The organism is Bacteroides gallinaceum (assembly GCF_030373775.1).
Classification (GTDB): domain Bacteria; phylum Bacteroidota; class Bacteroidia; order Bacteroidales; family Bacteroidaceae; genus Phocaeicola; species Phocaeicola excrementipullorum.
In genome coordinates, this window is record NZ_JAUDEN010000003.1 from 187,616 (window position 1) to 202,194 (window position 14,579).

Annotated in this window: 6 protein-coding genes; 2 read left to right on the forward strand and 4 right to left on the reverse strand. The window is 48.1% G+C overall.

Annotated features, from left to right (window positions below; translation table 11 throughout):
* Positions 1-38 precede the first annotated feature (38 nt).
* The 4 genes from QUW60_RS03115 to QUW60_RS03130 form a co-directional block, all read right to left on the reverse strand.
* A complete protein-coding gene (locus QUW60_RS03115; protein ID WP_289558394.1) occupies positions 39-932 on the reverse strand; it encodes an alkaline phosphatase family protein in 894 nt (297 codons plus the stop codon).
* Positions 933-1,122: 190 nt separating this feature from the next.
* On the reverse strand, positions 1,123-2,961 hold the full coding sequence (locus tag QUW60_RS03120) for a RagB/SusD family nutrient uptake outer membrane protein (protein ID WP_289558395.1): 1,839 nt from the start codon (positions 2,959-2,961) through the stop codon (positions 1,123-1,125).
* Between the two features lie 12 nt (positions 2,962-2,973).
* Positions 2,974-6,117: a SusC/RagA family TonB-linked outer membrane protein gene (locus QUW60_RS03125; RefSeq protein ID WP_258338087.1), complete on the reverse strand. Its 3,144-nt coding sequence runs from the start codon at positions 6,115-6,117 to the stop codon at positions 2,974-2,976.
* 651 nt (positions 6,118-6,768) lie between these two features.
* A complete protein-coding gene (locus QUW60_RS03130) occupies positions 6,769-10,779 on the reverse strand; it encodes a hybrid sensor histidine kinase/response regulator transcription factor (protein ID WP_289558396.1) in 4,011 nt (1,336 codons plus the stop codon).
* 513 nt (positions 10,780-11,292) lie between these two features.
* On the opposite strand from QUW60_RS03130, the gene QUW60_RS03135 reads away from it, so the two are divergent.
* Both QUW60_RS03135 and QUW60_RS03140 read left to right on the forward strand, forming a co-directional pair.
* Complete coding sequence (locus QUW60_RS03135; RefSeq protein WP_289558397.1) at positions 11,293-12,402, forward strand: glycoside hydrolase family 88/105 protein; 1,110 nt, start codon at positions 11,293-11,295, stop codon at positions 12,400-12,402.
* Between the two features lie 28 nt (positions 12,403-12,430).
* Complete coding sequence (locus QUW60_RS03140) at positions 12,431-14,545, forward strand: glycoside hydrolase family 2 protein (protein ID WP_289558398.1); 2,115 nt, start codon at positions 12,431-12,433, stop codon at positions 14,543-14,545.
* The last annotated feature ends 34 nt before the right edge of the window (positions 14,546-14,579 follow it).

A 14,579-nucleotide genomic window follows, 5' to 3' on the forward strand; every position in this document is an offset into this window, starting at 1 on the left:
TTTAAGGATGTTTTGTAAGCCTCTTTTCGGGAGGGGAGTTATTTGAAGACTTGTTTCATCGGCCGTCCGATCCATACTTGAGGCTGTTTGAGGCCGAATATATAGGCAATGGTAGAAGCGACGTCATACTGCATCATGCTTTCGCTGAACTCTCCGCCTTTCTTTACATTCTTTCCGCAGATGATGAATGGAGTTTCCATTTCCTGCATTGTTTTTCCTCCATGGCCTTTGTTTATGCCTCCGTGGTCGGCTGTGATGATGAAAATTGTATTGTCAAACATTCCTGCATCTTTGACAGCCTGTACGATACGTGCTACGTATATGTCCAGTTCATTCAGTTTGGCATAATATTCGGGGGTATCGTGTCCGGCTGCATGGCCCACGTGATCCGGGTTGTCAAAACATACGGCAAGCAGGACGGGAGTTTTTTCTTTGATGTATTTCTCTGCCATGCCGCACAGTGCTTCCGGATGTTTGTTATAGTCGGGCGCTTGTGCATGGTAGTCCAGAGCCAGCGTATCTGCGAGATATTTGATGCCTTCCCATTCATAAAGGCAGCCTATCTCCGCTTCCGGACGAGCTTTGTGCAGCAGATAGAATATGGTAGGAAATATGCCGTTTTCAGTCACCTCTCGCGAAGGAAGTTCCGGCACTTTTGATCCCCATTGTGTATATCCGTGCAGTTCAGGTCCTGCCCCCATGAACATGGAAGCCCAGTTGATGGCACTTGAAGACGGAAGGGCAGAGCGTTTTTTCAGTGTATAGCATCCCTCATTCATCATTTTTCTGATGTTTGGAATTTCTGCTTTCGATACGCTGTAGGCTCCCCAACCGTCCAAACCTATCAGTACTACGTGTTTTGCTTTTTCTGCGGCCTGTCCGGATAAAAGGAAGGAAAGAGCCGCGATTAAAAATAAAAAAGTTTTTTTCATGGCAATGATATAATTAATTGTTTTCCTATGTGTAGGCGAATTTAAAAAGAATAAACTTTCTTTACAATCAAAGAGCCTGTCCAAATCCCTTGAGCTAAACAATATTTAACTTTGGTTGAACGGATTCGGACGGGCTCTTGAAGTTATGGGCGGATTGTGCTCCGCTTTTCAGCTGTTATTTGCCGGGTTGTTATTGCCAGTTCGGGTTCTGCTTCAGATTCGTGTTGGCACTGATGGCATCCAATGGTATCGGACGGAGATAGTCTTTATTCGGGTCGAATGAACGCTTGTCGGCTGCATAGTTTGTGCCTCCGTATGCGTCGACATATTGTTTGCCGTCTTCTGCAACGAATACATATACCGGATTCTCACCTTCATTAGAAGAGCCTGCTTTAGTGATATTTCCGTCATAACGCGGATCGTTGAAGTCCGCATCTTCCAGACGCATTCCCAATACACGGTCTTTCAGTTTGTCGCCCCATGCCCAGCGCATCAGATCCTGATAGCGCAGGAATTCGAAGCTCAGTTCCACACGGCGTTCGCGACGGATTTCAATGATAAGATTGTCAAGGCCATATTTTGCATACTTGGGGTCTGCTACCGGTGTAGTTGTCAGATGAGGCATATCTACACGATCACGCAACTTGTTGACTGTTTCGTCCAAAACTGTTTGGTCACATTTGCCCAGTTCGGCCATAGCTTCGGCATAGTTCAGCAGGACTTCTGCATAGCGGAATATAGGATAATCCTGAGTTTCGTTGCCGAATCCTTTCTTGTCCTGTTCACGGATGTAGTATTTGATTGTGTGATAACCGGTCAGCGAAGGCCAGTTGGTCATGTTGCCAAGTCGCGGATAGGTGAATTTTCCCAAGTTGGCATCCTCAAACAATTCTTTGGCTGCGTCATTCCCGGGAGCAAGGAAGGTTTGTGTCAGGCGAGGGTCACGGTTGGCAAATTCCTGTTCAGGTGTGTCGTTGTTATAGCCGGGGGCTACAGCAATCGGCAGTGCCTGGTTGGATGCTTTGTCAACGTATAAGAAGTCATCCACGAAGTCTTTGGTACCCCCGTTGCGCAAATTTACTGTATAGCCACACATGCGGTGCATCAACATGCCGTTTTCGTATCTGCGGTAGAAGATAACCTCGTCTGATAATGTAGACAAATCATCGGTTGTAAATAATGCCGTATAGTCTTCGTTGACATTTCCGGTGTCGTGGATGCTGTAGCCCAAATCCTTGATTTCGTTGTATGCGTTTACGCATTCCTGAAGAAATGAGTCGCCGTCCGTCAGGTTCAGTTCGGGATGATACTTGCGGTAAGTGCCTTCATACAGGCAGATGCGGCTTTTCAGTGCCAATGCCGCACCTTTTGTTACACGGTTTTCTCCCCAGTTGTCTGCCGGAAGATAAGTGGAGGCATCGTTGATGTCCGTCAGCACCTGCTTCATTACGTCAGCACGTGAAGTACGTTCGCCGTACAGTTCGGGAGAGTCTGTATTCAGCGGGGTTGTAATCAACGGAACATCTCCGTAGTTCTGCACCATATAGAAGTAGAACCATGCACGGAAGAAAAGTGCTTCTCCCAGATAAGGCTGTTTGGCTGTTTCGTCTGCCTGTACTTTTTCGTAATTGGCGAGGAATACATTGATACGGCGCAGCAGTGTCCAGTTCCATGCACAATAGTTTGTTCCTCCGTTGCCGACAGTTTCGCGTCCGGCTGCCAAAGTGGCGGCCCATGACTGGTTGCTGTCCATCGTTGCAAAGTTGTCTGACATAGCTTCCATTGTATAGGGGCCGGCAAGCTTTACACTCCACGGGTCGCTGTTATATCCTATCATGAACATGTAGCTTGAGTTGTTCCCGGTTTCGTTGTAGATTCCGTTGCAATAAGCTTCCAGGTCTTCTGTGGTGTTCCAGAAGGCTTCGTCATTCAAGTCATTAGTCGGAGTACGGTCTAGAAAAGAATCATTGCATGATGCCATTCCCAATGCCGCTGCTCCCATTATCATATATTTATAGAATCGTTTCATCTCTGTTTGTTTTTAGAAGGTTAAGTTAACTCCGATAGAATAAGTTCTCATAAACGGATAAACCATGGCACCGTTTCCTGTTACGGCTTCCGGGTCATACGGACCTTTGATTTTGCTGATATAGAACAAGTTTTCTCCGCTCACATAGACTGTAGCATTCGTCAGGAACGCTTTGCTGATCCAGCGTTTCGGCAGGTTCCATCCGATGGTCAGGTTTTTCAGGCGGCAATAAGAAGCGTCCTGCAAATAACGGTCAGTTCTTGCCACGCGGTTACGGTTGTCCGTAGCGCGGGGAATTGGCAGGTATGCATCTGGATTTTCGGGCGACCAGGAGTCTTCCACATGCCATTTCTGTACGTTATAGTATTGGGTGGCTGCCGGCCAGAAAGCGTTTCCGCTGAACCATGCGTCACGTTTGCCGATTCCCTGGAAGAAGATATTCATGTAGAAATCTTTGTAGGTGAGGTTGGCGGTGATACCGTACTGGTAGCGTGGTGTTGTGTTGCCGATGATAACTTGATCGCCGTGGTCTGACAATGTTCCTGAACCCGGAGTGATAGCTTTGTCACCGTTCTGATCCTTAAACTTGATGTCACCTGCTCCCCAGTCCACATTCTTTATTTTTGACTGGTCGTGCCAGTTGGCAGCTTCTTCATCACTTTGGAACAAGCCTTCTGTTTCATATCCCCAGAGTTCACCTATTTTGCTTCCTACATAGTGGGTAGAGATGTCACCTGTCGGGTTGTTATACTTTGTAATTTCGGCTTGAGAGTCAGACAATATAAGTCCCAGTTCATAGCTGAAGTCCCGGCCTATTTTGTCTCTCCACTTCATCGAGAGTTCCCATCCTCGAGTCTTCAGCTCGGCAGAGTTGGCGGGAGGAGCTGTAGCTCCCAATACATCCGGATAGGAAGTTCTGATCAGCATGTCTGATGTGGTACGCACATAATAGTCGAAACTCATATCAAGACGCTGTTGCAGGATAGTCAGGTCAAGACCGGCATTTACGGTCGAAACCTTTTCCCAGGTAAGGTCTGAGCTGACCAGATTTCCCGGATTGATTACGGTGGCGTATGTACTTCCCAGCATCCAGTTTGTCGATGTTCCGCTGCTCATGAACGGAATGTACGGATAATAGCGTGTGTTTCCGCTCCAGTCACTGGAAGAAATCATCTGGTTGCCCAGCACACCGTAAGAAGCGCGGACTTTCAGGTTGTCCAGCCACGAACGGGTGTTCTTCATGAATTTCTCTTCGCTGATGCGCCATGCTGCCGAGAATGAGGGAAGAAATACGAAACGGTTGTCTGACGGGAAGCGTGAGGTACCGTCATAACGTCCGTTGAACTCAAACAGGTAACGGTCGTTGTAAATGTAGTTCAGACGGAAGAATCCGCCGCGCAAAGCCCATTCGTAGCCGTTCTGTGACGTTTCATGGTTGCCGGAACCTAAACTTAAGGTAGGCAGTTGTTCATTCAGTATGTTGTAGCGTCTTCCGCTGAAAGTGGAATATTTGGTCAGCTCCTGGTTGAAACCGATCATGGCTTTCAGGTAATGTTTTCCTCCAAAGGTGTGCTCATAATCCGTGTAGGCATTGAACGAATAGTAGCTGGTGTTGTAGTTGGTCATCTCGAACCAGTTTTCCGTAGTTTCTCCGTTGGTCGTTTCAAATGAACCGTCGAAGAAAGTCAGCGGTTTCGAGTGGTCTGATTCTTTCTGATAGTTGAGGTTATAGTTGAAGTCGACATGCGCTTTCCATCCTTTCAGTATGTCGAAGTCTGCCGAAGCGGTCAGCCAAACGTCATGCTCGTCAGTCTTATTTCTTCCGGCATCCTGTAAGATCTTATACGGGTTGTTCATCATGTACATGCCTTCAAACTGGTCAAGCTCCGGATAGCGCGGGTCTTTCTGCCATGCGTCGATGAAGTCGGTTGGCTGGCTGAACACCACGCGTTCCCAGATATCTTTGCTTTGGTAAGTGTGCGGTTTGTCATTGGTGCTGTAATTATACAATGCCTTGAAGCCCAGTTTCATCCATTTGGTGGTCTGGTTCTCTACGTTGATGCGTGTGTTCAGTTGTTTGAAGCTGTCATCGCCTACTTTGTAGAGTCCTCCCTGGTCCAGATAGCCGACGGAAGTATAGAAGCGGGTTTTTTCGCTTCCTCCGGTGATGTTGATGTTATGGCGTTGGGTGAAAGATGTCTTTTTGATCATCTTGTCGCGGAAGTTGGAGTATCCGTAGTAGTAAAGCTGTCCGTCAATCACTTCGTATGCCGGATTATTTGCAGGGTCAGCCTCATATGCTTTCATTTTTTCTATTACGTCTGCGCGGTATTTGGTTGCTACATTGCCGTTCAGACAGGCTTCATTCATCCATTCGGCGAATTGCGACTGGCTTTCAATGAACTCAGGCATGACAGAAGGCTGGGCGAAAGAAAAGTTGCCCGAATAGCTTACGCTTGTCTTTTCAACCTTTTGCGGGCTCTTTGTGGTTACCAGAATTACACCAAATGCTGCACGTACACCGTAGATGGCGGAAGCGGCGGCATCCTTTAATACTGTTACATTGGCGATGTCATTTGGGTTAACCAGGTCAAGGCTCATTTCCACACCGTCTACAAGCACTAGCGGGCTGCCTCCATTGATGGATGTCGTACCGCGTACGTTGATTGAGGCAGCCTGTCCCGGCTCACCGCTGCTGTTTGTAATCTGAAGATTAGGAATAGTACCTTGGAGAGCACTCGTCGTGCTGGTGATGGGACGACTTTCTAACACTTTCGAGTCGATTTGTCCGATAGAACCCGTAAGGTTCACTTTTTTCTGCGACCCATATCCTACAACAACAACTTCATCCAGCGTTTCGTTGTCTTCCTGCATTTTTATTTGATAAAGGTTGCGGCTGTCCACTGTAATTTCCTGAGTTACATAGCCGATGTAGGAGATTTGCAGAATAGCGCCGTCGGGTACATTGTTTAGTGTGAAGTTTCCGTCCATATCGGTAATCATTCCGTTCTTTGTGCCTTTTATAAGGACATTGGCACCTATCACCGGACCGAAATTGTCTGTTACCGTACCTTTGATGGTTCTGCCTTTCTGTGTGATGATTTGCACATCGTTCAATCCGGATATGGCTCCGTTGCTTGCAGGACTTGCTGCCATACCTGCACCATACAGTGTGCATAAGGTGCAGAGTAAAATCCTTCTTTGAGGATTTAGAAGATTTCTTCGTTTCTTCATAAGGATGAATAGATATTAAGTTAAACAAAAAATGTAGGCGGGAAGGCTCGTCTTTCTATTGCCGGCCGAACTCTTTCTATTCGCAAAAAAATGCGGAATTTTTTAAAAGTGCTCAACTTTTAGCTTTTGTTGTGCTGCAAAAGTAATGAATTTTGAATACTGCAAATATTTCGGTATGGGAATTATGGTACACAAATGTCTTTACGGATGATATTAGCATCTTCTTCGGACGTTTTGGTCACATTGGGTAGCCAAATCATTTTTAATACCTTCAGATTCGGCTTTATTTTTTGATGCCTGCAGTTTTGAGGGGCGGATGAGTTTTTTGAAGGTTCGGCAGGATTGCAGTTTGTTTTCGGACGGAAAAGGCTTTGATTTTCTGTTTGTCTGCCTTTATGTTTTACGTTCCAGCCTTCCAGTATGCTGGACTGTAAAGTTTGCGGATTGTCCGGATTTCTTTCGGGAGGGAGATCATAAAAATCGCGGCTCCCGAAACCGTGCAGGAGTTAAGGAAGCCGCAGGTTAAAAGAGATTTCTGTGAAGTTCTTTTGTTTTGACACAGCCCCATGAGTTTTATTCTTCTTTTCTGCTGCGCACGTTCTGCGGTGTGATTCCGAAAAACGTCTTGAACTGTTTGCTGAAATAACGGGGAGAAGAGAATCCCAGTCTGGAGGCTATTTCCGACACGTTGAGTTCCGGATGCTCTTTCAGCAGGGCCATGGCTTCTTCCATCTTGATTTTTACCATGAACTCGTTGGGAGGGAGTCCGACAAGTTTCTTGAATTTGGTATACAGCTTGCTTCGTCCCATGCAGAGTGAATTGGCCAGAGCCGTTACATCGAATTCCTGGTTGGTAAAGTTTTCGCGTATGATGTCGATACACCTCTGAAGCAGCTTTCTGTCGGATTCGCTGATGGCTTCTTCTGCTGTGGTTTCCAGAACCGCTTTGTTACTGCAATAAGCCATCAGTCTGCTCTTGTTCTTCAGCAGATTGCGGCAGCGGGCTTGCAGCACGCTGACATCAAACGGCTTGACTATGTAGTCGTCGGCCCCGAAGCGGAAGGCTTCTATTTTCTGTTCGCTCGAACTTTGTCCTGTAAGCAGGATGACGGAAACGTGGGCCAGTTCCACGTTGTTCTTTATCCTGTAGCACAGTTCCTTTCCCGAAATGTCCGGCAGTGTGACGTCGCAGATAATCAGATCCGGCTGGAGCTGGTGCGCCTTTTCCCATCCTTTTTGTCCGTCATTGGCTATATATAGGTGATAGGTTGCATCAAAAGCGTCCTTGAGTATGGAGCATAGTTCACGGTCGTTTTCAATCAGCAGTAAGACAGGCTTGCTGTCGTTTGCATCATCTGCATCATCGCTTTCCTCATCAGCTTCATTTTCATAGTCATTTTCTTCCAGCATGCTTGTGAGCGCGAGTGATTTCTTATCATCAGCTATTACGGCAGGCTCTTCGTCTGCATACGCCAGTTCCTCTTGGCTGAAGCAGGTTTCTCTTAGCGGCAGTGTGATGGTGAATCGGGTGCTGTTTCCTTCTTCGCTGGAAACATCAATTGTTCCATGGTGGAGTTCGATGATGTTTTTGGCGACAGACAGACCGATTTCCGTGACTACATTGAGGTTCCCCGGTGTGTCTTCCGCCTGATAAAACTGCTCGAATACATGTCTGATGGCCTTTTCTGAAACTTCTGTGCCGGCATATGTTACCGTAATGATTCCCTCGTCCTTTATTTTCTGTACTTCTACGTCAATCCACCCTTTGGAGGATGTGTATCTTAAAACGCACATGAGCAGGTTTGAGATGACTTTTTTCATCTGAACAGGATCTATCCATGCTGTAAGAGGCTCGGATTGCGCCTTGACTTTCATGTTTATTTCTTTTTCCCGGGCATATTCAGAGAATGGCTGGCAAGCTTTCCGTATAAAGTCTGTGAGGTCAAGCGCCCGTACCTTTAAGGCAAGCCCTCCCTGTTCCTGTTTGCGGAAATCCATCAGCTCAGAGATCAGCCTGCGCATTTCGAGCGCGTTCCTGTAGATGCGCGACAGTTTGTTGCGCACACTGTTGCCGATTTCGTCTGTCTGGATTAAAGTTTCCAGTTGTCCCAGGATCAGCGTCAGCGGGGTTCTGAACTCATGCGACACGTTTGTGAAGAAGTTTATTTTCAGTTGGTTTATTTCTTCTATGTGCCTCTTTTCATTTTTTGCTATGTCGAGCGATGTGCGCAGCCTTGTCTGCCGGATTATGAACGACAGGATGACAGAAAGAATGCCTCCTGCTATACATATATATATAATGTAGGCCCATGTGCTGGCATAGAATGGAGGCGCGATGTGGATTTTCAGGCTGGCCTCCAGAGGAGAAGAATCCCCTGCCGTCAGCGGGCGCACCCTCAGCGTATAGTTTCCGGGAGCCAGATGGGTGTATGTGATTTTGTTTCCCTGCATCCGGTTCCAGCTTTCATCGAATCCTTTTAAGGTATATTCAAATCCGGAGTGTATGTTCTCCAGATAATCGAACGTCGCTATTTCGATTGCGATGTTGTTTTGGCTGTGTTTCAGATTGAGCTTGTCTGTTTTTCCTAATATGGCGGAAAGTATGCCGTCACCGTTTTCCGGCTGCACTTCACGACTGAAGATGAAGAGACGGTCGAAATGAGGCTTCAGAGGCTTCAGTTCGGTATTCTCTTTTTTCAGGACAGCCAGGCCGTTGTTTCCTCCGATATAAAGGGTTCCTTTCCTGTCCCTGAACAGGCAGGAGCTGTTGTTGTAGCTTTGGTTGAAAAGACGGAAGGTGTTCTCCACAACTTCTGTCTGCGTATTGAAGAGGGAAGCGCCTTTGCCGTGAATCAGATACAGGCAATTGTTCTGTTTGGCCTCCCCTATATAGTAGCAGAAACCGCTTGGAAGGCTGTACTGCTTGAACTTGTCTTCTTTTCGCTGGTAGCGGAACAGGCCTGCCCCTGCGCTTCCTACGAAGATATCTCCGTAGCGGTCTTCAAATATATGGGTGATTTCTCCCAGCGAGAGAGGAGCCGACTGGTATTGGGATATGTGCGACGTGGTAAGGTCGACGCAGACGACTCCGCCTTTCGACAGTCCCAGCCACAAGCGGTTGTGCTTGTCGAGCAAGAACGTTTCGTATGCATACGGGCGTCTGAGCACTTTTCTGACTTCGGGGTTTTGGCTGACATCGGAAAATTGTTCGTTTTCCCGGTTCATGTACACCAGCCCTCCTTGAGTCAGGACAAGCAGTCCCTTATGATAGGGCTGTATCTGATTTACGATGTTGTTTGGCAGAGAATGCGGGTCGCCTTTTGTATGCTGCAAGGTATGTCCCTGTTTCGTGCGGACGTTCAGCACGTACAGGCCTCCCAGATGGGTGCCGGTATAAAGCGTTTCTGTTTCCGGATGGAAATAGATGGATTTCAGGTTGTTGCTTCCAATGCTTTGCGGGTCTTCGTCTTTGTGCATGTAGTGCGTGAACTTTCCCGACCGGATATCCAGGCAGTTGAGTCCTCCTCCTTCGGTACATATCCAAAGGTTCCCGTCGTTGTCTTCTGTCATTTTGCCTATCACGGAAAAGTTGAGCCAGTCTTTTCTGAGCGGATTGGCGTAGTAGAAATAGTTGTTGTCTTTTCCCGGATTGAAAACATTCACTCCCCCGAAATAAGTTCCTACCCATATGTTTCCGTCCTTATCCTTGTAAAGCGTGAGTATGGAATTGTGGCTCAGTGTGTTCGGCGAATCTCCAAAGTCGGAGTAGTGGCTCCACGAGTCGCTTCCGGGGTGGTAGCAGTCCAGTCCCCGGTAGGTTCCTATCCAGATGTTTCCCTTGTTGTCTTCCGTGAAGCAGCGTATCTGGTTGTGGGATACTTGTCCGGACGAGCTGTCGTAGCGGATGATGCTGCGGGAAGGGGACAGCCGGTGCACCCCGTTCCAGGTTCCTACCCATATGTTTCCGCTTTTGTCGACATACAGGCATTGCGTGTCGCCTTTGAAAGTGGCGAGCGTTTTCTGCGCGGAAGGAGATTTGCGCGGGATGGCGTATAGCTTTATCGGACTCAGTGCCCAGACCGTGTCCTTCTGTACGTAAAGATGGGTGGCCTGATACGACGTCTCGGCAAATCGGGCGAACAGTTCCGGCTTTTCGCTTTCCTGCTTATAGAAATAGATGCCGTCTTTGGATGCTGTCCATAGCGTGTCTTTCTCGCAGAAAATGCTTCTTATGTCTTGGGCAAACAGACGGAATTTTTCCTTGCTGATGTCGAATTCCGTTGCCGTTCCTTGTGAAAGCAGGTAGATTTTTCCTTGTTTGTTACCGCACAGCTGGTCGATTCCGCCTGAGGAGAGGCTCAGAAGGCTGTCCGGAAGAGAGTATGTCTTGACGCTGGTTCCGTTGTAGCGGCTCAGTCCTTCGGCTGTTCCGATCCATACGGCTCCTGTTTCATCCTGATAGATTGCCTGTGTACGCACTTGCGACAGTCCGTCCTCTGTCCCCAGATGCTTGAAGTAGAGGTTTTGAGCTTTCATGGTGATGGTACACAGGATGGCAAGTAGGATTAGCGTTGTCTTTTTCATGTCTTTAGGCTTACTTTAACATGTTTGCAAAATTACGAAAAAAAATTGTGACGGCATATTCGCTTCTGAAAAAATGCGCCCGGGGCGTGTGCCCGGGCTTTCTGCGCATCCGGCCGTAACGGACGGCGAAGTCTTTTGTATCTCTAGCCTGAAGATATATGTCTTTAGGCTGAATATATGTATCTTTAGTCTGGAGATGTATATCTCTAGACTGGAGATGCAGGATTTGACGCGGTGCGGAGGCGGAAGCATTGCCGGAAAACCGTCAGAATGTGCTTGCGCGTGCCGGAATGTACGGACCGGGAATGGGGAGCGGAACGAGGAAAACAGTCCGGTGGAATGTCATTCTTCTTCTCCGGAGGATGCAGGTATATGTCACTTTCGTCCGAAGAGTGTGCATAATTCATCCGAAAGGATAAAATGCTGCACAGAATCATATGCTGTAACCTGCGTCGGAGTCTTTTCATTCTTATTTTTGTAAAGAACAATTTTTTGACTTAAAAGGAAAAACCTATGAAACGAATATTGATTTATGTATGCTTGCTGTTTTCGGCCTTTTCGGCCTGGGGACGGAATGACAACCTGGGAAAAGAAACAAAAGAAATTATGAAACGTGTCGCCGACTGGCAGATCGATCATCCGAACAGCGGGGCGGTTAAAGACGAACTGGACTGGACGCGTGCCCCGCTGTATATGGGTATGGTGGACTGGGCTGAAATCGCGGAAAAAGAAGACCGCGACAAAACTTATTATGACTGGCTGCTCCGGATAGGCCGGCGCAATCACTTTCAGATGGGAAAGTGGATGTATCATGCGGATTTTATAGCGGTCGGACAAAGCTTCATCGACCTGTATATTAAATACGGTGACCGGAAGATGGTGGCTCCTGTCATGGCAAGGGCGAATTGGGTTGTGGAGAATCCTGCCCAGACCTCGTTGAAGCTGGATTATAGCCGTATGGAGACGCTTGACAGATGGTCGTGGTGCGACGCTCTGTTTATGGCTCCTCCGGTTTATGCCAAACTTTATTCGCTGACGGGCGACAGAAAGTATCTGGATTTCCTCAACCGTGAATACAAAGCCAGCTATGAGTACCTTTATGATAAGGACGCGCATTTGTTCTATCGTGACGCCCGTTATTTTACCCAGCGTGAGGCTAACGGTGAAAAAGTGTTCTGGGGAAGAGGAAATGCCTGGGTCATTGCCGGGCTGGCCGAAATTCTGAAAGCCTTTTCGCCGAACGAAACGTCACGGAAATTCTATGAAGAACTTTTTGTGGAACTTGCAGAACGTTTGGCCGAACTGCAAAGCCCCGACGGATATTGGCACGCAAGTCTGCTCGACCCGAAGTCGTATCCATCGCCGGAAACAAGCGCCACCGGATTTATCGTGTATGCGCTTGCTTATGGCATCAATGCCGGTCTGCTGGAGCGGGATACGTATCTTCCGGCTGTAGAAAAGGGATGGAAAGCGCTGGTCGGTGCCGTTGAAAGCGACGGCAAGCTGGGCTATGTCCAGCCTATCGGAGCTGATCCGAAAAAAGTGACCCGTGACATGACAGAGTTTTATGGCGTGGGTGCATTTCTGATGGCAGGTTGTGAGTATAAAAAATTGTTTGAATAATTGATATAACCTTTGTTTGATTCAGTCTATGAGAAAGAATGTTTTGTTTCTGAGCTTGATAGCTTTGCTTTTGTGTGCGTTTCAGCATGTTTCTGCCCGCGAAGTGGTTCCTTTTAACGACGGGTGGGAGTTCAAGAAAGGACCTTTTTCGGGGAATGCGCTGCAAACCGTCATGAAATGGGACGGGAAGTGGGAGCAGGTCACGCTTCCCCATACGTGGAACGCGCAGGACATGCAGCGCCAGGTGGCTTCTTTTTATCAGGGAGAGGGGTATTACCGCAAGCGTTTCACCTTCCCGGAGTCGATGAAAGAGAAGCGGGTTTATCTTCGCTTTGAGGGGGTAGGCTCGTGTGCCGAGGTATATATCAATGGTTATCTGGCCGGAACGCATAAGGGAGGCTATTCTGCTTTCGTGTGTGAGCTTGGACCTCAGATCAAGTGGGGAAAGGAAAACGAAATCGTGGTGAAGGCGGACAATACGGCGCGTCCGGATGTGATTCCGGTGAATCATAATTTGTTTGGCGTGTATGGCGGCATTTACCGTCCGGTGTGGCTGGTGACGACCGAACCGTGCGCCATTGCCGTAAACGACTGCGCTTCGTCCGGCGTGTACATTACGCAGAAGAACGTGTCGAAAAAGTCGGCGGAGGTAACCGTGAAGGTGAAGGTGGACAATGCTTCGCTGGCTCCGGTTCCGGTGGAACTTGAGAATGCCGTTTATGATGCCGAAGGAAAACTGGTGAAACGTCACGTGCAGTCGTTCGAGCTTACGCCTCAGGGCATGCAGTGTTATGCTTCTACTTTCAAGATGAACAGGCCGCACCTGTGGAACGGACGAAAGGACCCTTATCTTTATAAGGTGGTGTCGAGGCTTTCCAGCAACGGACGTGTGCTTGACGAAGTGGTTCAGCCTTTGGGACTTCGCAAGTATGAAATCGTGGCAGGAAAAGGCTTCTTCCTCAACGGAGAGAAGTATCCGATGTATGGAGTGACGCGCCATCAGGACTGGTGGGGGCTTGGAAGTGCGTTGACTAACAGGGAGCATGACTTCGATTTGGCTGCCATCATGGATATCGGCGCCACAACGGTACGCTTTGCGCATTATCAGCAGTCGGACTATATCTATTCGCGCTGCGACTCGCTGGGGCTGATTATCTGGGCAGAGATACCTTTCGTGAACCGTGTGACGGGTGAGGAATGGGACAATGCGCACCAGCAGATGCGTGAGCTGATCCGTCAGAGCTTCAACCATCCGTCCATCTATGTGTGGGGCATCCATAATGAGGTGTATCATCCGCATGAATATACTGCCGCTCTCACCCGTTCGATTCACGACTTGTGCAAGACGGAAGATCCGGACCGTTTTACAGCGGCTGTCAACGGATACGGTCACGCCGAGCATCCGGTGAACCAGAATGCCGACATACAGGGGATGAACCGTTATTTCGGATGGTATGAAAAGAGGGTGCAGGACATCCTTCCGTGGGTTGAGGGACTTGAAAAGAAATATCCCTGGCAGCGTTTGATGCTGACGGAATATGGAGCGGATGCCAATATTGCGCATCAGACTGAAGTGTTGGGCGATGCCCTGAACTGGGGCGCATCGTTCTATCCGGAAACTTTTCAGACCAAGACGCACGAATATCAGTGGGGAGTTATTGCGGAGCATCCGTACATTATTGCTTCTTATCTGTGGAATATGTTCGATTTTGCCGTTCCGATGTGGAAAAGAGGGGGGATTAATGCTCGTAATTCAAAAGGATTGATTACCTTTGACCGGAAAACAAAAAAAGATTCATATTTTTGGTACAAGGCGAACTGGAGCAAGGATCCGGTGGTCTATCTGACCCAGCGGCGCAATGTGAACCGTGAGCGGAAAAACACTTCTGTTACAGTCTACTCTAACGTAGGCGTTCCGGAGGTCTATTTGAACGGACAGAAACTGGATGGTGTGCGCCGGGGCTATACGGATGTGCATTATGTGTTCGACAATGTGACTCTGGCCGAAGGAAAGAATACGCTGAAGGCTGTAGTCCGTGCCGGCGGCAAGGAATATGCTGATGAGATTGAGTGGTTCTATAATGGGGAACGGACACGCAAGGCTGATTCTTCCGTGAACGAACATGAACATTCCGGCTGGTAAAAGACTTGAATCATTTTTATTAACCTAAATATAA